Consider the following 18,909-nt stretch of genomic DNA (forward strand, 5'->3'; position numbering starts at 1 on the left):
CTGCGATGTACGCTGAATCCGCGCAAAAATCCGCATGGCGCCGCCCGGCGTCGTGCGATAAACTGCACGCATGGGCTGGCTGTACCGCAGGACGACGCTGCTCGCGGGGATCATCGCGGCGATCGCCACGATCGGGATGATCTGGCTGGCGGCGTTCATCTGGTTCGAACGATCGGGCCTTGCCGAGCTACGGGACGATACCGCCCGGACGGCGCGGCAACAGGCGCGACTGTTCGCCAGCGACCTCGCCAAATTCCGGCTGCTGCCGATCGTGCTCGGCGAGTACACCGATCTGCTCGATACGCTGCGGCGGCGCGATCCGGCGGCGACCGACCGCATGAACGGCAAGCTGGCGATGCTGGCACAGCGGACCGGTGCGCCGGTCATCTACCTCTTGGATCGCGACGGGATGACGGTGTCGGCGTCGAATGCCGGCACGGCGGAAAGCTTTGTCGGGCGCGACTATCGCTTTCGACCCTATTTCGTCCGGGCGATGCGGCAGGGCGCGGCCGAATATTTCGCGGTCGGCAATGTCAGCGGCCGGCCGGGCCTGTTCCTCGCGCGCCGGATCGGCACTGCCGGCGACCCGGCGGGCGCAATCGTCGTGAAGGTCGAGTTCGACGACCTGACCCGGGCATGGTCGAGCGATCCGGGACAGACGCTGGTTAGCGACGGGCGGGGCATCGTGCTGTTCGCGACCGATGCCGAGGAACGATTCCGGATCACCCGACCGTTGTCCGCCGATATTCGGGCCGACATCGCCCGCAGCGGCCAGTTCGGCAATGCACCGCTGTCGCCCAGTCGCTATCGCTTCGGCGCCGATATGGCGCGGGGGCCGGGCGGCGACGACATGCTGCTCGCGCGCGTCGCCATGCCGTTGGCCGGATGGCAATTGCTGCATGTCGTGCCCACACAGCGGACGCTGCGCGATGCGGCGGCGCTGGCGCGGTTGACGACGATCGCCGCGTCGCTGGCGATCGCCGCGCTGCTCGCGCTGTTCCTGTGGCGTTCGGCACGGGCGGCGCAGGCGGCCCGCTATCGCGCGTCGCTGGAAAAGGCGGTGGCGGAGCGGACCGCGGCGTTGCGCGCGGAAATCGCCGAGCGGACCGCGATCGACCGTCGCTTCCGCGAGGCGCGCGAGGAACTGGCGCAGGCCAATCGGCTGGGGTCGCTGGGGTCGATCACTGCCGGCCTCGTCCACGAGATCAACCAGCCGGTGGCGACGATCCGTACGCTGTCGGAGAATGCGCAACATCATCTGGCGAGCGGGCGGATCGACCGGGTGGCGGCGAACCTGGCGACGACCGTCGACCTGACCGCACGGATCGGCGCGATCACGCAGGAGATGCGGCGCTTCGCCCGGCGGGGAAAGGGAATGGTCGGTCCGGTGCCGCTCGATGCGGTAATTGCCGGCGCGCTGTTGCTGGTCGGCGACCGGTTTCGCATGGCCGGGGTGGCGCTCGACCTTCCGCCTGCCGGACAGCCGATGGTGCGTGCCGGGCGGGTGCGACTCGAACAGGTGCTGGTCAACCTGCTGACCAACGCGCTGGAGGCGGTGCAGGGCACGCCCGATCCGCGCGTCGCGGTGCAGGTCGAACCGTCCGGCGATCGGGTGCTGCTGACCGTTGCCGATAACGGCCCCGGCATCGATCCGGCGATCGCCGACGACATTTTCCAACCCTTCGTCACCGGCAAGGCCGATGGGCTGGGACTGGGGCTGGGGATCGTGCGCGACATCGTCACCGAATTCGGCGGCGTGGTGACGGTGGTGCCGTCGTCGTCGGGTGCGACGTTCCGGGTGACATTGCAGAAGGAGACGGGCGATGATCCTGCTGATCGATGACGACGACGCGCTGCGGACGGCGCTGGTCGATTCCTTCGCCATTGCCGGGCTGGAGGTGGCGGACTTTGCCGACGCGACCGCCGCGCTGGCGCGCGTCACGCCCGACTTTCCCGGCATCGTCGTCACCGACATCCGCATGCCCAAGATGGACGGCCATGCCGTGTTCGAGGCGGTCAGCGCGCGCGACGGCGAGATTCCGGTGTTGCTGATGACCGGCCATGGCGACGTCGCGATGGCGGTGGCGGCGATGCGCGACGGGGCGTTCGACTTCATCGCCAAGCCCTTTGCTGCCGACCACCTCATCGCCAGCGTCCGCCGCGCGCTGGAAACCCGGCGGCTGGTGCTCGAAAACCGGCGGCTGCGCGCGTCGGTGGATGCGGCGGCGGAGGATGATTATCCGCTGATCGGGACGACGCCGGCGATGGATGCGCTGCGCGACAAGCTGCGGCAACTGGCGCAGATCGACGTCGACGTGCTGATCGAGGGGGAGACCGGCACCGGCAAGGAGCTGGCCGCGCGGCAGCTGCATCGTTGGAGCAAGCGGCGGCATCACGGCTTCGTTTCGGTCGACTGCGCGGCGCTGCCCGACCATCTGGTTGACGAGATATTGTTCGGCACGCGCGGCAGCGGCGGGCGCATCGCCGAGGCGGATCGCGGCACGCTGTTCCTCGACGAGATCGACAGCATGTCGAGCGCGGTGCAGGGCAAGCTGCTGCGCGTGATCGAAGAGCGCGAACTGCCCGCCAATGGTCGCGAACCGCCGCGCGTCGTCAATCTGCGCGTGATCGCCGCCGCCAAGTCGAACCTGGCGCAAGAGGTCGCGAACGGGCGGTTCCGCGAGGATCTGCTCTATCGGCTGGAGACGATCCGGCTGCGCATCCCGCCGCTTCGCGAACGCCGCGCCGACGTGCCGATGCTGTTCGCATGGTTCCTGCGCGACGTGGCCGCGCAATATGACCGGCCGGTGCCCGCGATCACTGCCGAGGTCGAGGCGCGGCTGATGACCGATCCGTGGCGCGGCAATGTCCGCGCGCTGCGCAACTTCGCGGTGCAGACCGTGCTGGCGCTGACCCGCGACGATCCGGGCGAGGCGGGGCTGTCGCTGACCGAACGCCTCGCCCGGCTGGAGGCGGCGATGATCGGGGAGGCGCTGCAACAGGCCGGTGGCGACGTGACCGCGACCGCCGAGGCGCTGGGCCTGCCGCGTCGCAGCCTGTACGACCGGTTGCAGCGCCATGGCATCGACGCCAGCAGCTTCCGCCGCCGCGAAGGGGATGCGGCATGATCGATCACGTCGCGATCGTCGGTGCGGGATTTTCGGGAACGCTGCTCGCGATCAACCTGCTGCGCCATGACGGGCCGCGCGCGACGCTGATCGAGCGCGGCGGGGCGGCGGGGCAGGGGGTTGCGTATGGCCTGGCGCAGCCCGATCATCTGCTCAACGTCCGCGCCGCCAATATCAGCGCCTTTCCCGACCGGCCCGACCATTTCGTCCGCTGGCTGGCCGAACGCGGCGACGCGCAGGGCGCCGGCGATTTCGTGCCGCGCGCGACCTATGGCGCCTATCTGCGTGACCTGCTCGCCCACGCGCAGGCAGCGGCGCCCGATCGGCTGACGATCGTCGATGGCGAGGTTATCGACTGCGACGGCGGTCGTGTGACGTTGCGCGACGGACGAAGCGTCGCCGCCGATGTCGCGGTGCTGGCGATCGGCAATCTCGCGCCGCAGGTGCCGCCGGGGCTGGCGGCGGTGGCCGGATCGCCCGCCTATGTCGGCAATCCATGGGATGCGCGCGGGACGGCGGTACTGGGCGACGACGACGACGTGCTGCTGGTCGGCACCGGCCTGACCATGGTCGATGTCGTGCTGACGCTGGAGGCGCGCGGGTTCGCCGGGCGGATGGTCGCGCTGTCGCGGCGCGGGCTGTTGCCGCACCGCCATGCGCCCGCCACGCCCGGCGATCCGCCGCGGTCCGAACGTCCGCGCCCGCCGCTGTCGGCATTGGTGCGCGAGGTGCGCGCGCGCGGGGAGGCGATCGGCTGGCGCAGCGCGATCGACGAACTGCGCCCCTTTACCCAGGGCATCTGGGCGGCGGCGGACGGCGACGAACGCCGCCGGTTCCTGCGCCATTTGCGGCCCTGGTGGGATATCCATCGCCACCGGCTGGCCCCCGCCGTTGCCGACCGGATCGCGGCGCTGGTCGATAGCGGGCGGCTGACCGTGCTGGCGGGCAAGACCTGCGATGCGGTGCCGAACGGCGATGGCATCGACGTCCGGTGGCGACCGCGCGGTGCCGAAGCCTGCCAAACGCTGCCCGTCGCCCGCATCATCTGCTGCACCGGGCCGCAAGGCGATCTGGCGCGGACCGACGATCCGTTGCTCCGCCGGCTGCATGCGCGGGGCAGCATCCGCCCCGATCCGGAGCATCTGGGCGTCGAAGTCGAATCGACCGGCCGCGTGCGGCGCGCCGATGGCGAAACCGACGATTCGCTGTTCGCGATCGGTCCGATGACCCGGGGTGCCTTTTGGGAGATCGTCGCCGTCCCCGACCTGCGTCGCCAAGTATGGGACGTTGCACGCTATTTATCGAATGCGCACTGGGTCGGCGGCGAAGGCTTGTAACGCTGCGTTGCGGCGATGCTAGAATTGCTTGGTTGTCGTCGACGAAGCGGTCTCCAACATGCCCATGATGCAGAAATCCACCATTCGGCCGTCCTTCGGAGTCCAGGTTGCGATCGGCATGGCCGTGGGCGTCGGTCTGGGGTTCATAGCCGCGCAGGCCGGCGGCGCCGATGGCACGATCGGGACGACGCTGCACACGATCGGGCAGATTTTCGTTCAATTGCTGAAGGTGCTGGTCCCGGCACTGGTGTTCACCGCGATCGTCGGATCGATCGCGGCGCTGCGCGACCTGCCCAATGCCGCGCGGCTGGTCGGGCAGACGCTGTTGTGGTTCGCGATCACCGCGCTGATCGCGGTATCGATCGGCATCGTGCTGGCATCGGTGATCCAGCCCGGCCTGCAGAGCAGCGCGGCCGTCGCCACCGCCGCCGCGCCGACGACCGTGGGTAGCTGGCTCGATTTTCTGAAAGGGCTGGTGCCGGCCAATCTGCTCGGCCTGACCGCGACGACGAAGGTCGCCGATGGCGCGGCGACCACCGCGCTGGGTTTCAACGTCCTGCAGATCATCGTCGTCGCGATCGCGGTCGGCGCCGCCGCGGTCCGGGTCGGGGCGGCTGGTGAGCCGTTCCTCGCCTTCAACACCTCGGCGCTGATGATCCTGCGCCGGCTGCTGCGCTGGGTGATCGCGCTGACCCCGATCGGATCGGCGGCGCTGATCGGCGATGCGATCGTCCGCTATGGCTGGAGTACGCTGTCGTCGCTCGGCGCGTTCGCCGGCACCGTCTATCTCGGCCTCGGCATCGTGCTGCTGGTCGTCTATCCGCTGTTGCTGGCGGTGCATCGCATCGACCCGCGCTGGTTCTTCCGCCGGGCATGGCCGGCGATCCAACTGGGCTTCGTCACCCGCTCGTCGGTCGGTACGCTGCCGGTGACGCAGGAACTGACCGAGCGGGCGCTGGGCGTGCCGACCGCCTATGCCGCCTTTGCCGTGCCGCTGGGATCGACGACCAAGATGGACGGATGTGCGGCGATCTATCCGGCGGTGGCGGCGATCTTCGTCGCGCAATTCTTCGGACTGACGCTGCACGCCGCCGATTATGCGCTGATCGTGATGGTATCGGTGCTGGGATCGGCGGCGACCGCCGGGCTGACCGGCGCGACCGTGATGCTGACGCTGACGCTCACCACGCTCGGCCTGCCGCTCGAAGGGGCGGGGCTGTTGCTGGCGATCGACCCGATCCTCGACATGGGGCGCACCGCCGTCAACGTCGCCGGGCAGATGCTGGTGCCGACGATCGTCGCCAAGCGCGAAGGGCTGCTGGCCGAACGGACGGCGCCCGTCGACGTCGCGCTGGCGGGCTGAGCCTATAGCCGCGGGCCGGCCACGGGTGCCTTTTCGACTGCGGCGGGCTTGTCGTCGATCGTCTTGAGCAGCACCGGCGTGCGCGTATCGCGCTTGGCATAGTCGCGCGCCGACATGCCGGCGATCACGTCGGGCTGGTCGGGATTGGCACCGGCGGCGATCAGCGTGCGGACCATGTCGACATTGCGCAACTGGACTGCGCGGATCAGCGGGGTCTCGCCGCTGCTGTTGCCGAGGTTCAGATTCGCCTTGCGCGCCGCCAGCGCGTTGATCGCTTCGACCGATCCCGCTTCTACCGCCAGCAATGCCGGCGTATTGCCGCGATTGTCCTGGATATTGGGGTTGGCCCCCTTGGCGAGCAGAAAGCGGAGATAGGTCAGGTTGCCGTTCTTGGCGACGATGTGCAGCGCGCCTTCGCCGGTCGAGCGATCCTTGGTATTGATGATCGTCTGGCCGGGCTGGCCGAGAATGTCGTTGACCTTGTTCCCGTCCTCGTCGCGGATCGCCTTCAGGAAGAGATAGCCCGGTGACATCTGCTGGGCCTGCGCGGCGGCGGGCAGCATCAGCGCGGCGGCGAGGAGAAGGCGGATGGCGGGCATGGAACAGGCTCCGAAAGGACGTTACGCGGCTTGCAAGGCGTCGCCTATCAGATCATGGCTGGCAACACCATGAACAGCATCGTCCGCATCCTCGCGCCAGCGTTCGCGCTGGCCCTTGCCGCCTGTGGCGGACCGGCCGAATCGCCGGGCACCCCGCCTTTGGCCGGGGCGCGTATCGGCGGGCCGTTCGTCCTGACCGATTCGTCCGGCAAGGTGGTGCGCGACACCGATTTCGCCGGCAAATGGCGGATCATGTATTTCGGCTATACCTATTGCCCCGATGTCTGCCCGGTCGATGTCCAGAATATCGCGGCGGGCGTGAAGGCGTTCGAGGACGAATCGCCCGAATTGGGGGCGAAGGTCGTGCCGATCTTCGTCACGGTCGACCCGGAACGCGATACGCCGGCGGTGGTCGGCAAGTTCGTCTCCGCCTTCCACCCGCGCATGGTCGGCCTGACCGGCAGCGCGCAGGCGATCGCCGATGCCGCGCGCGCCTATGGCGTCACCTATGCCAAGTCGCAGCCGCCCGGCGCGACCGAATATCTGATGGACCATAGCCGCACCGCGATCCTGATGGACCCGCAGGGCCGCCCGGTCGCGCTGCTGCCGCAGGACGAAGGCGGGCCGGCGGTCGCCGCCGAACTGAAGAAGTGGGTCCGGTGAGCGGGCGTTTCTGGGAAGAGCTGCCGCTCGCCGCGCTCGACCGCGCGCAGTGGGAGGCGCTGTGCGACGGCTGCGGGAAATGCTGTCTGCACAAGCTGGAGGATGAGGATAGCGGCGAGATTTACGCGACCAACGTCGCGTGCAAGCTGCTCGACCGGCGCATGGGCCAGTGCAGCGACTATCGCCACCGCCATGCCTATGTCCCCGAATGCGTCCGGCTGAACGCGCGCAATGTCGGGGCGATCGAATGGCTGCCCTCGACCTGCGCCTATCGATTGCGGAACGAGGGCAAGAAGCTGCCCGACTGGCATTATCTGAACAGTGGCGATCGGGAGAGCGTGCATGCCGCCGGTCAGTCGACGCGCGGATGGACGGTGTCGGAAAATGACGTCGGCGACCTCGAACATCACCTGACCGACCGGACGCTGTGATCGACGGCGTCGAGGTCGTCCGCCATCCGCGTGCGCGCGTCGCGCGGCTGTCGGTCGATCCGGCGACCGGGCGGGTGCGGCTGACCGTGCCGAAACGGATAGCGCTGGCCAAAGCGGTGGCATGGGCGGGCGAGAAGGCCGACTGGATCGCGGCGCAGCGGGCGAAGTTGCCGCAGGGCCGACCGTTCGTCGACGGCGCGGTGGTGCCGGTGGCGGATCGCGCGGTGCGGCTGCGGTGGGAAGCAGGGGCATCGCGGACGGTGACCCTCGTAACGGATCGTCACCCCGGCGAAGGCCGGGGTCCATGGTCACGGGACGATGCAGATTCTTCGAGGCAACTTGCCACGACTACGTCACCCCAGCGCAGGCTGGGGTCTCCTGCGGCGAGGTGCGACGCTCCATTACCGGAAGACCCCAGCCTGCGCTGGGGTGACGATCAAGCGGACACCTTCATCCTCACCTGTGGCGGCCCGATCGAACAATTCCCCGTCCGCATCGAGCGCTGGCTCAAGCGCGAGGCTCTGCGCGTACTCGTCGAAGACACCGCGCATTATGCGGCAAAGGCCGGGGTCACCGTCGCGCAGGTCGCGATCGGCGACCCGAAGGCGCGCTGGGGCAGTTGCAGTTCGAGCGGTACGATCCGCTATAGCTGGCGGCTGTTGCTTGCCCCCGGCCATGTCCGCCGCGCGACCGTCGCGCATGAGGTCGCGCACCGGGTACACATGCACCACGGCCCCGCCTTTCACGCGCTGGTCGCCACGCTGTTCGAGGGCGATCCCGACGCCGCCCGCCACTGGTTGCGGGCGGAAGGGGCGGGGCTTCACTGGTTCGGGCGGGTGTCCTCGTCCGGATAACCCGGCTGCGGCACCGGCTGGCGGCGATCGGGTAGCGGCCGGCGCTGGGCCGGGGCCGGCTGATCGGAGCGCGGCCCGCGGCCGAGCGCGCGGTCGATCCAGTCCTGATCGAGCTGTTCGTCGGGCACGCGCGGCTGTGACGGTGCGTCGTCGCCCTGATCGACATCGCCCTGATCGTCGCCGGAGCGCGGCTGGTCGATCGGATTGCCGTCGGGATCGACATAGACCCGGTCGTCGGGCGCGCCGTAATAGCTCTCCGCGTCGGGCTCCTCCTGCCATTCGGGCAGCGTCACCTTGGTATTGAACTCCTCGACCGGCCGACTTGCCACCGCCTGGCGCATGAACGCGGCAAAGGCGCGCGCGGGCGCGGTGCCGCCCTGTAGTCCCGCCACCGCCTTCGCATCGTCGCGGCCCATCCACACGCCGGTGGTGATGCCGGACGAAAAGCCCATGAACCAGCCGTCCTTGTACGACGTGGTCGTCCCGGTCTTGCCCGCGACCGGGCGCCCGATCTGCGCCGCGCGACCGGTGCCGGTGTTGACCGCGGTCTGGAGCAGGTCGGTCATCTGCTGCGCGACATAGGGGGCGACCAGCACGCGCGAACTGTCGACCTGATGCTGGTAGATGACCGATCCGTTGGCGGTGACCCGCGTGATGCCATAGGGGACGACCGCCGTCCCGCCGCTCGCCACCGACGCATAGGCGCGCGTCAGGTCGATCAGCCGCACGTCGGAGGTGCCGAGCACCATCGCCGGCTTGGTATTGATCGGGGTGGTGATGCCGAAGCGTCGTGCCATGTCGGCGACGGTCGCGAAGCCGACCTCCTGCCCCAGCCGCGCCGACACGGTGTTGAGCGAATAGGCGAAGGCGGTGCGCAGCGACACCTGCCCGCTATAGCGGCGCGAAGCGTTGCGCGGCGTCCAGCCGTCGATCGTGATCGGCGCGTCGTTGACCTGGCTGTCGGGGTTCATGCCGGCTTCGAGCGCGGCGAGATAGACGAACAGCTTCCATGCCGAACCGGGCTGGCGCGTCGCCTGCGTCGCGCGGTTATAGATCGACGACACATAGTCCTTGCCGCCGACCAACGCCCGCACCGCCCCGTCGCGGTCGAGCGCGACCAGCGCGCCCTGCACGCCTGCCGGGGCGTTGGCGCGGATGGCGGTATCGGCGCTTTGCTGCATCGCCGGGTCGAGCGTGGTCCAGACGTCGAGCGGCGCCTCGGTCTCGTCGATCAGCGTTTCGAGCTGCGGCAGCGCCCAGTCGGTGAAATAGCGGACGCTGTTCTGCTGCGGTTCGGGGGCGAGCTTGATCGCCTGCGGATCGGCGTCCATCGCCTGCGCCGCGGTGATCGCGCCGGTTTCCTGCATCAGCTTCAGCACGACACCGGCCCGTCCGACCGCCGCCTCGGCATCGGCGGTGGGGGAGTAGCGCGAGGGTGCCTTGACCAGTCCGGCGATCACCGCCGCTTCGGACAGCGACAGGCTGGTGCCGGGATGGTTGAAGAAGCGCCGCGACGCCGCGTCGATGCCGTATGCGCCACCGCCGAAATAGACCTTGTTGAGGTACAGCTCGAGGATCTGGTTCTTGGTAAACTTTCGCTCCAACGCAAGGGCCAGGATGATTTCACGGAACTTGCGCCCCACCGTGTAGCTGTTCGACAGGAAGATGGTGCGCGCGACCTGCTGCGTGATCGTCGACGCGCCCTGCAACCGCCGGCCGGTACCTCGATTGTCGATCGCGAATTTGGTGATCCGCGCCAATGCGACCGGATCGACGCCCCAGTGCGACCGGAACCGGCGATCCTCGACCGCGACCATCGCCTCGCGCATCGGCGCTGGAATCTGCGAATAGGGAATCCATTCCCCATAACTCGGCCCGAGGGAGACCAGTATCGAACCATCAGCCGCACGCACCCGGATCATCTGACCGTTGGGCGAGGATTTGAGCTGATTGAAGCTCGGGATGTTCGACTTGGCGTTATAGACCGCGACGACCAGCGCGATCGCCGCCATCAGCGCGAGGCCGAACCCGATCCCCAGCGTCCAGCGCAGGATGCGCCGCCAGCGGGAGGGAGCGGCGGCGGGCCGCTTCTGCGGACGTTGGGAAGAGCGTGCCATGAAGATGCGCCGGATACCGCTTCCGGGCGGGGGGGCACAAGCCCCGAGCGATGATGCGCACCGGATGCGCCGCGTTCCGCCCAACGAAAAAGGGCCCGCGTCGCCGCGAGCCCTTCTTCAAATCGATCGGCGAACGATCAGTTGTCGGTGATGAACGACGGCAGGCCGGCATTGCCGCCTTCGTCCTTCGACTCCTCGCGGCGCGGACCACGGTCGCCACGGTCACGGCGCGGGCCGCGGTCGCCACCGTCGCGGCGGGGGCCGCGATCGCCGCCTTCGCCGCGGGGGCCACGGTCGCCACCGTCACGACGCGGACCACGCGGGCCACGGTCGCCGCCTTCGCGCGGTTCACGCGCCGGGCGGGTGTCTTCCAGCTCGGCACCGGTTTCCTGATCGACGACGCGCATCGACAGGCGCACCTTGCCGCGCGGATCGACTTCGAGGACCTTGACCTTCACTTCCTGGCCTTCGGACAGGACGTCAGCGACCTTCTCGACCCGCTCGTTGCGGATTTCGGAGACGTGGACGAGGCCGTCCTTGCCACCCATGAAGTTCACGAACGCGCCGAAATCGACCAGATTGACGACCTTGCCGTTGTAGATCTTGCCGACCTCGGCCTCTTCGACCAGGCCCTTGATCCAGTTGACGGCGGCTTCGATCTGCGCCGGATCGGACGACGACACCTTGATGACGCCTTCGTCGTCGATGTCGACCTTCGCACCGGTGGTGGCGACGATCTCGCGGATCACCTTGCCGCCGGTGCCGATCACTTCGCGGATCTTCGACTTGTCGATCGAGAAGGTCTCGATGCGCGGCGCGTGGGCCGACAGCTCGGTGCGGGTCTCGCCCAGCGCCTTCGCCATTTCGCCGAGGATGTGGGCGCGGCCTTCATTCGCCTGCGCCAGCGCGACCTTCATGATCTCTTCGGTGATGCCGGCGATCTTGATGTCCATCTGGAGCGAGGTGATGCCGGCACTGGTGCCCGCCACCTTGAAATCCATGTCGCCGAGGTGATCTTCGTCGCCCAGAATGTCGCTGATGACCGCAAAGTCCTTGCCTTCGAGGATCAGGCCCATGGCGATGCCCGACACCGGACGCTTGAGCGGCACGCCCGCGTCCATCATCGACAGCGACCCGCCGCACACCGTCGCCATCGACGACGAGCCGTTCGACTCGGTGATGTCCGACAGGACGCGGATCGTGTAGGGGAATTCCTCCTTCGACGGCAGCACCGGGTTCAGCGCGCGCCATGCCAGCTTGCCGTGACCGACTTCGCGGCGGCCCGGCGCACCGAAGCGGCCGACTTCACCGACCGAATAGGGCGGGAAGTTATAGTGCAGCATGAAGCGTTCATAGTGCAGGCCGTTCAGGCCGTCGATCATCTGCTCGGCGTCCTTGGTGCCGAGCGTGGTGGTGCAGATCGCCTGCGTCTCGCCACGGGTGAACAGGGCCGAACCGTGCGCGCGCGGCAGGAAGTGGACCATCGCCTCGATCGGGCGGACCGTCTTCGTGTCGCGACCGTCGATGCGGCGGCCGTCCTTCAGGATGGCGGTGCGGACGATCTCGGCTTCCAGCTTCTTCACGAGCTTGAGCGTACCGAGATACTGAGCCGGATCGCTTTCCTTGAGGTCGGCGAAGGCGTCGCGCGCCTTGGTGCGAGCGTCGTTGATCGCGTTCTGGCGCGCCTGCTTGTCCGTCAGCTTATAGGCGGCGGTCAGGTCCTTGCCGATCAGCGACTTGAGCTTCTTCTTGGCGGCCGACTGGTCGGCGACCGGTGCCAGTTCCCACGGGTCCTTGGCAGCCTGTTCGGCGAGGTCGATGATGCAGTCGACGATCTTCTTCGACGCTTCGTGCGCGAACACGACGGCGCCCAGCATGACCTCTTCCGACAGCTCCTTGGCTTCGGATTCGACCATCATCACCGCATCGCCGGTGGCGGCGACGACGAGGTCGAGATCGCCCTCCTTCACCTGATCCAGCGTCGGGTTCAGGATGTACTCGCCATTCTGGTAGCCGACGCGCGCCGCGCCGATCGGGCCCATGAACGGCACGCCCGAGATGGTGAGCGCAGCCGACGCGGCGATCATCGCGACGATATCCGGCTCGTTTTCGCCGTCATAGCTCAGCACCTGGGCGATGACGTTGATTTCGTTGTAGAAGCCCTCGGGGAACAGCGGGCGGATCGGACGATCGATCAGGCGGCTGACCAGCGTTTCCTTTTCGGTCGCGCCGCGCTCACGCTTGAAGAAGCCGCCGGGGATGCGCCCCGCGGCGGAATACTTCTCCTGATAATGGACGGTCAGCGGGAAGAAGTCCTGCCCTTCCTTGACCGAGCGGGCGGCGGTGACCGCGCACAGCACCACGGTTTCACCCAGCGTCGCGATGACCGCGCCGTCGGCCTGACGCGCCACGCGGCCCGTTTCGAGGGTCAGCGTCTTGCCGCCCAGGTCCATGGTGCTTTTCTTGATATCGAACATTGCGTTTCCTTTACACCGGCGGCCCTATGCGCGCCGGGGCAGCTTGGGTGGTTGTCCACCCCGAGTGTCGGACCGTTTCGGCCCGGTGTCCCGCATCGCCGGATTGCGGCGGGACGGCTTGGCCGGAAATCCGGTCGCAAAGCCTATACCCCGTTTCGCGGGGAATTTCGTGGGCGGAGTTGGCCGCCCCCCATGGAAAAAGGGCGGCCCGTCGGACCGCCCTTTCTTCGTTACTTCCGAAGGCCGAGCTTCGCGATCAGCGCGCTGTAGCGCTCCGCGTCCTTCTTCTTCAGATAGTCGAGCAGCGAACGCCGCTTGTTGACCAGCATCAGCAGACCGCGACGCGAATGATTGTCCTTCGCATGGGTCTTGAAATGCTCGGTCAGGTTCTGGATGCGGGTGGTCAGGATCGCGACCTGCACTTCGGGGCTGCCGGTGTCGCCTTCGGCGCGGGCATGTTCCTTGATGAGAGCCTGACGGTTTTCAGCAGTGATCGACATCGTCGTCCTTTCTATTCGAGGTTGAAGCCGCGGACGACACGGGTTTCCCCGCCTTCGGTCTCGACCAGCGCCACCGGCACATCGTCCAGTGTCGCAAAGCCCAGACCGTCGTCCGCTGCAAACCCGATCAGTCGAAGCCCCTTGCGGAGCCGCCCTGCCTGATCGGGGTCGAGGGACAGAGCCGGGATGTCGTCCAGCCCCGCCCCCAGTGGCAGGAGCGTTTCTTCAAGCGCGTGGCCCTTACCCAATTCCGCCAGTTTGTCCAGCGAAATGGCCGGGGCGAGGGTGAAGGGGCCGGCTTTGGTGCGGCGGAGCATGGTGACATGGCCAACGGTGCCGAGCGCGAGCGCGATGTCGCGCGCGAGGCTGCGGATATAGGTGCCCTTCGAGACGAAGGCCGAAAGGGTGATTTCGTCCAAATCCTCCCCGCTCGCGGGGAGGGGGACCGCCGGCGCAGCCGGGGGTGGAGGGGGGTCGCCAGCAGCGGAACGTTCGTGGACACCCCCCTCCACCCCGCTTCGCGCGGTCCCCCTCCCCGTGCCGGGGAGGATTTGCAGGGAAAACACCGTCACCTTGCGAGTCGCGAGGATCACCTCCTCGCCCTTGCGCGCGAGGTCATAGGCGCGTTCGCCATCGACCTTCAGCGCCGAATAGGCCGGCGGCACCTGCTCGATCGGTCCGGTAAAGCGCGCCAGCACCGATTCGACACCGGCCAACGTCGGCCGCACGGGCGACTCGGCGATCACCTTGCCCTCAAGGTCCAGCGTATCGGTCTGCGCCCCGAACCGGATGGTGAAGTCGTAGCGCTTCGACGCGTCGAGCATCCGTCCGGCGAGCTTGGTCGCCTCGCCGATCGCGACCGGCAGCACGCCGGTCGCCAGCGGGTCGAGCGTCCCGCCATGGCCGACCTTGTGCTTGCCATAGCCGCCCTCGCGCAGCGCCCGCTTGACCGCCGACACGATCTGGGTCGAGCCGGGGCCGAGCGGCTTGTCGATGATGATCCAGCCGTGCATCAGCGCATCGCCTCGCAAAAATGACGCCGGCACAGCGCGACATAGCGGTCGTTGCCGCCGATTTCGGTCTGCTGCCCGTCGCGCACCGCATTGCCGTCGGCATCGACACGCAGGTTCATCGTCGCCTTGCGGCCGCAGGTGCAGACCGATTTCAACTCGATCAGCGCATCGGCGATCGCCAGCAGCCGCGCCGAACCGGGGAAGAGGTGCCCGAGGAAATCGGTGCGCAGGCCGTACGCCAGCACCGGTACGCTCAGTTCGTCGGCGATGCGGGCAAGTTGGTCGACCTGTGCCTCGGTCAGGAACTGCGCTTCGTCCACCAGTACGCAGCCGACCGGTTCGGCGGCGATACAGGCATACAGGTCGCTACCCTCGTCGAACGGAATCGCGGGGGCAGACAGGCCGATGCGCGAACCGATCACGCCCATGCCCTCGCGCGTGTCGATCGCGGCGGTGAACAGCTTCGTGGTCAGCCCGCGCTCGCGATAGTTAAAATCGGCCTGCAGCAGCGTCGTCGATTTGCCCGCGTTCATCGACGCATAATAGAAATAGAGCTTGGCCACTCAGTCCTCGGCCGCGCCATCGTCCGGTTCGAGGTCGCGCGCGACCTTGGGATCGCGCAGCAACTGGTCGATGCGGGTGCCTTCGTCGAAGCTCTCGTCGATCAGGAATTTGAGCTTGGCGGCATATTTCAGGTTCACCCGCCGCGCGACCTCCGACTGGAGATAGGCGGTGTTGGTGCGCAGCGCCTTCAGCACGACCTGTTCGTCCTTGCCGAGGAACGGCTTCACGAACACCGTCGCGTGGCGCAGGTCGGGCGACATGCGGACTTCGGTAACAGAGACGAAATGGCTGGCCAGCACCTCGTCATGCACGTCGCCGCGCGCGAGAATGTCGGAGAGAATGTGGCGGACCTGTTCGCCGACACGCAGCAGGCGGACGGAACGGGTTTCGGGCGTGGTGTCTGACATGGCTCAATCGAATTGACAGTGGAACCAGTGACTGTCGAGTCGCTGGCACCAGATGGTCTGGCTGTTGCCAAAAATATGCCGGAGATCGGCGGGGATCATCCGTCCGTTCCAACCGCGCGCATCGGCCAGCCGATCGGTCGGGTCATGGACGATGCCGGCCCGCGCGCCGAGCATCCCTTTGACGGTCAGGAACGCCGTGCGCCTGCCGCTACGCTCGATCCCGCCAATACCGGCCGGCGCGGGACTGCCGCGCAATGCTCCGTCGAACGCTGCCCGCTCGGAGTGCAGCCGCCACCAGGAGGGGGCGACATGCGACCAGTACAGCGCATGGCTGGCCGCGAACAACGCAAAGGGAATGACGAAGAACGGTATCGCCGGGAGCAGCAGGGCGGGCATTCCCGCGCTGCGTCGGCACCATCCCTGCCGCAGCCCATCGGCAGCCATCCACAGCCATAGACAGGCTAGCAACGGCACGACGACCAGCATCGCCCAGCCCGACAGCGCATTGGCGACGAACAACGCCGCCGCCCCGCCGATCACCCAGGCGGCAGCGAGCCGCAACCGGGGGCGGAGGGTGGCGGCAAGGGTTGCCCCCTGCCGCCCCTCGCTCACAGCGTGCGGTCGCGCAGTTCGACCTCGAAGGTTTCGAGGAAGTCGCCGGCCTTGATGTCGGTGAAGTTTTGCGTGAACGTGACACCGCATTCGAGACCCGCACGCACTTCGGGAACATCGTCCTTGAAGCGACGCAGCGACGCGATCTCACCCTGGTAGATGATGACGTCGTTGCGCGTGATGCGCGCCTTAAGCGCCTTGCGGATGATGCCTTCGACCACCAGCAGACCGGCGGCCTTGCCATGCTTGCCTGCCGAGAAGACCTCGCGGATTTCGGCACGGCCGACGACCGTCTCGAACGCTTCCGGCCCGAGCGTACCCGCCATGCCGGCGCGGATATCGTCGGTCAGCGTGTAGATGACGTCGTAATATTTCAACGCCACCTTGTTCCGCTCGGCGATCTCGCGCGCCTTGGCATTGGGACGGGTGTTGAAGCCGATGATCGGCGCCCCCGATGCCGCCGCCAGCGTCACGTCGCTCTCGGTGATGCCGCCGACGCCCGAATGCAGGATGCGCACCCGGATATCGTCGGTCGAAATCTTGTTGAGCGACCCGACAATGGCTTCGACCGACCCTTGGGTATCGGCCTTGACCACCAGCGGATATTCGATCGCCTGCTTCGACTTCAAGGCCGAGAACATGCTCTCGAGGCTGGCCGGCGCCTGGGTGGTGCGCTTCTGGAGCAGCACGCCCTGACGATATTCGGCGACCTCGCGGGCACGCGCCTCGCTCTCGACGACCTGCAGCGGATCGCCCGCCATCGGCACGCCCGACAGACCCAGCACCTCGACCGGAGTCGACGGACCGGCGGTCTTCACCTGGCGACCCTTGTCGTCGATCAACGCGCGGACCTTGCCGCTTTCCGCGCCGACGACGAACACGTCGCCGACCTTCAGCGTACCACGACGGACCAGCACGGTCGCGACCGGACCGCGGCCCTTGTCGAGCTTCGCCTCGATCACGCTGGCTTCGGCCGGGCGATCGGGATTGGCCTGCAGTTCGAGCAGTTCGGCCTGGAGCTGAATCTTCTCGATCAGCTGGTCGAGACCGGTCTTCTTAAGCGCCGACACTTCGACGTCCTGGGTCTCGCCGCCCATTTCCTCGACCTGCACGTCATGTTCGAGCAGGCGTTCGCGGATACGCTGCGGATTCGCCTCGTGCTTGTCGACCTTGTTGATCGCGACGATCATCGGCTTGCCCGCGGCGCGGGTGTGATGGATCGCCTCGATCGTCTGCGGCATCAGCCCGTCATCGGCCGCCACCGCGAGGATGACGATGTCGGTGACGTCGGCACCGCGCGCCCGCATTTCGCTGAACGCTTCGTGGCCGGGCGTGTCGAGGAAGGTGATCCGCGACTTGTCCTTCAGCGTGACCTGATAGGCGCCGATATGCTGGGTGATGCCGCCGGCTTCGCCGCGGACCACGTCGGTGCCGCGCAGTGCGTCGAGCAGCGACGTCTTGCCATGATCGACGTGACCCATGATCGTCACGACCGGCGGACGCGGCTGCAGCGCATCGGCCGAATCCTCGGCGGTATCGAGCGCCAGATCGACGTCCGAATCGCTGACGCGCACGATGTTGTGGCCGAATTCGGTCACCAGCAGTTCGGCGGTATCCTGATCGATCGTCTGCGTCATCGTGACGGGCATGCCCATCTTGAAGAGCGTCTTGACGAGGTCGGCACCCTTTTCCGCCATGCGGTTGGCGAGTTCCTGCACCGTGATCGCCTCGGGCACCTGCACGTCGCGGACCTGCTTGACCTGCGGTTCACGCGGGCCGCCAAAGCCACGCTTTTCCTTCTCACGCGCACGCTTCAGCGCGGCAAGGCTGCGCGAGCGCGCACCATCGTCGCCCAGCGCACGGGTAACGGTCAGCTTGCCCGACTGACGACGATCGTCGCCCTTGCGGTCGCGCGACGGCGCGGGACGCGCCGGTTCGTTGCGACGCGGGGTCGCCTGTCCGGTGCCCGACGGCGTCGGACGGGCGGCCTGGCCGCCGGCAGTGGGACGCGCGGCCGGCGTCGCGGCTGCGGTCGGAGCAGGCGCGGGGGCCGGCTCCGGCTTGGGCTGCGGCTTGGGGATCTCCGGACGCTGGACCGGGGTAAAGCGACGCGGCGCCGGCCGGTTGGGGTCGGCGGTCAGGACGATCGGCTGCGGTGCCGGCGCGGGCGCAGGGGCCGGACGCGGCGCAGGCTTGGCCTGGACCGGCGCGGGCTTCGGCGCGACCGGAGTGGGCGCAGGAGCGGGCGTGGGTGCCGGCGCTGCGGCGACCGGTTCCGGCTTCGGCGCGGGTTCGGGCGCAGGCGTGGGAGCCGGAGCGGCCTCGACCGGAGCCGGCGTCGGTGCGGCAACCGGTTCAGGAGCGGGCGCAGGTGCAGGCGTCGGTTCCGGCACGGGCGTCGGCTCGGCAGCGGCGCGGGCCTTTTCCTCGGCACGGGCGCGCTCTGCTTCGGCTGCTTCACGGGCGAGGCGTTCGTCGCGACGACGATGTTCCTCGGCCGCGTTCATCCGCGCTTCCTCGGCCTCGCGCAACAGCTTGGCCTGTAGTTCGTGCCGCGACAGGCCGGCATTGCTGCTGGCCGCCGGACGCGGGGCGGGGGCCGCCGGCGCAGGGGCCGGACGCTGCTGTGGCGCAGGCGCCGCTTCGGGTGCTGCCTGTTCGACAGGCTGCTGTTCCTCGCCGGGACGGCCAAGCACACGGCGGCGCTTCACCTCCACGACCACCGTGTTGGAGCGGCCATGGCTGAAGCTCTGCTTCACCTTGCCGGTTTCCACGGTGCGCTTGAGGCCGAGCGGCGCGCGGGTGCCCAGCTTCGGCTTGTCGTTGTCGATGTCGCTCATCCGG

The 18,909-nt window shown here is 68.0% G+C and carries 16 protein-coding genes; 7 read left to right on the forward strand and 9 right to left on the reverse strand.

Features of this window, described 5'->3' with window-relative positions:
• Positions 1-70: 70 nt before the first annotated feature.
• Genes ACZ1JS_RS15270 through ACZ1JS_RS15285 form a run of 4 tightly spaced genes read left to right on the forward strand, consistent with a single transcriptional unit; the run spans position 71 to position 5,828 of the window.
• Positions 71-1,843 carry a sensor histidine kinase gene (locus ACZ1JS_RS15270; RefSeq protein WP_465166808.1) on the forward strand — a complete coding sequence of 591 codons (1,773 nt, stop codon included), beginning with the start codon at positions 71-73 and terminating at the stop codon, positions 1,841-1,843.
• The gene (locus ACZ1JS_RS15275) at positions 1,824-3,128 is read left to right on the forward strand and encodes a sigma-54-dependent transcriptional regulator (protein WP_465166809.1); all 1,305 of its coding nucleotides are present in this window, start codon (positions 1,824-1,826) and stop codon (positions 3,126-3,128) included. The genes ACZ1JS_RS15270 and ACZ1JS_RS15275 overlap by 20 nt, the downstream gene beginning before the upstream one ends.
• On the forward strand, positions 3,125-4,465 hold the full coding sequence (locus ACZ1JS_RS15280) for an FAD/NAD(P)-binding protein (protein WP_465166810.1): 1,341 nt from the start codon (positions 3,125-3,127) through the stop codon (positions 4,463-4,465). The genes ACZ1JS_RS15275 and ACZ1JS_RS15280 overlap by 4 nt, the downstream gene beginning before the upstream one ends.
• 58 nt (positions 4,466-4,523) lie before the next feature.
• A complete protein-coding gene (locus ACZ1JS_RS15285; protein WP_465166811.1) occupies positions 4,524-5,828 on the forward strand; it encodes a dicarboxylate/amino acid:cation symporter in 1,305 nt (434 codons plus the stop codon).
• A gap of 2 nt (positions 5,829-5,830) precedes the next feature.
• Here the strand turns inward: ACZ1JS_RS15285 and ACZ1JS_RS15290 are convergent, their stop codons facing one another.
• Positions 5,831-6,427, reverse strand: a complete 597-nt coding sequence (locus ACZ1JS_RS15290; protein WP_465166812.1) for an ankyrin repeat domain-containing protein — start codon at positions 6,425-6,427, stop codon at positions 5,831-5,833.
• 54 nt (positions 6,428-6,481) lie between these two features.
• Between ACZ1JS_RS15290 and ACZ1JS_RS15295 the strand changes: the two genes are divergently transcribed.
• From ACZ1JS_RS15295 to ACZ1JS_RS15305, 3 genes are read left to right on the forward strand one after another with little or no spacing between them, the layout of a single operon-like run.
• Positions 6,482-7,090, forward strand: coding sequence for an SCO family protein (locus ACZ1JS_RS15295; RefSeq protein ID WP_465166813.1), 609 nt, complete (start codon positions 6,482-6,484; stop codon positions 7,088-7,090).
• Entirely contained in the window at positions 7,087-7,521 is a 435-nt protein-coding gene (locus ACZ1JS_RS15300) for a YcgN family cysteine cluster protein (RefSeq protein ID WP_465166814.1), read from the forward strand. Before ACZ1JS_RS15295 ends, ACZ1JS_RS15300 begins: the two co-directional genes overlap by 4 nt.
• Positions 7,518-8,375: a M48 family metallopeptidase gene (locus ACZ1JS_RS15305; protein ID WP_465166815.1), complete on the forward strand. Its 858-nt coding sequence runs from the start codon at positions 7,518-7,520 to the stop codon at positions 8,373-8,375. Before ACZ1JS_RS15300 ends, ACZ1JS_RS15305 begins: the two co-directional genes overlap by 4 nt.
• Here the strand turns inward: ACZ1JS_RS15305 and ACZ1JS_RS15310 are convergent.
• From ACZ1JS_RS15310 to infB, 8 genes are all read right to left on the reverse strand, one after another.
• Positions 8,342-10,492, reverse strand: a complete 2,151-nt coding sequence (locus tag ACZ1JS_RS15310) for a transglycosylase domain-containing protein (protein WP_465166816.1) — start codon at positions 10,490-10,492, stop codon at positions 8,342-8,344. The genes ACZ1JS_RS15305 and ACZ1JS_RS15310 overlap by 34 nt on opposite strands.
• Positions 10,493-10,629: 137 nt before the next feature.
• Positions 10,630-12,969: a polyribonucleotide nucleotidyltransferase gene (gene pnp / locus ACZ1JS_RS15315; RefSeq protein WP_465166817.1), complete on the reverse strand. Its 2,340-nt coding sequence runs from the start codon at positions 12,967-12,969 to the stop codon at positions 10,630-10,632.
• A gap of 230 nt (positions 12,970-13,199) precedes the next feature.
• Entirely contained in the window at positions 13,200-13,469 is a 270-nt protein-coding gene (rpsO, locus tag ACZ1JS_RS15320) for a 30S ribosomal protein S15 (RefSeq protein WP_056455357.1), read from the reverse strand.
• An 11-nt stretch (positions 13,470-13,480) separates the two neighbouring features.
• Positions 13,481-14,482 carry a tRNA pseudouridine(55) synthase TruB gene (truB, locus tag ACZ1JS_RS15325; protein ID WP_465166818.1) on the reverse strand — a complete coding sequence of 334 codons (1,002 nt, stop codon included), beginning with the start codon at positions 14,480-14,482 and terminating at the stop codon, positions 13,481-13,483.
• Positions 14,482-15,045, reverse strand: a complete 564-nt coding sequence (locus ACZ1JS_RS15330; RefSeq protein ID WP_465166819.1) for a thymidine kinase — start codon at positions 15,043-15,045, stop codon at positions 14,482-14,484. The genes truB and ACZ1JS_RS15330 overlap by 1 nt, the downstream gene beginning before the upstream one ends.
• Positions 15,046-15,453 carry a 30S ribosome-binding factor RbfA gene (gene rbfA, locus ACZ1JS_RS15335; RefSeq protein ID WP_465166820.1) on the reverse strand — a complete coding sequence of 136 codons (408 nt, stop codon included), beginning with the start codon at positions 15,451-15,453 and terminating at the stop codon, positions 15,046-15,048.
• A gap of 3 nt (positions 15,454-15,456) precedes the next feature.
• Positions 15,457-16,065, reverse strand: a complete 609-nt coding sequence (locus ACZ1JS_RS15340; protein ID WP_465166821.1) for a hypothetical protein — start codon at positions 16,063-16,065, stop codon at positions 15,457-15,459.
• Complete coding sequence (gene infB / locus ACZ1JS_RS15345) at positions 16,062-18,905, reverse strand: translation initiation factor IF-2 (protein WP_465166822.1); 2,844 nt, start codon at positions 18,903-18,905, stop codon at positions 16,062-16,064. The genes ACZ1JS_RS15340 and infB overlap by 4 nt, the downstream gene beginning before the upstream one ends.
• Positions 18,906-18,909: the final 4 nt, after the last annotated feature.

It is taken from the genome of Sphingomonas sp. BL-S-05 (genome assembly GCF_055521695.1).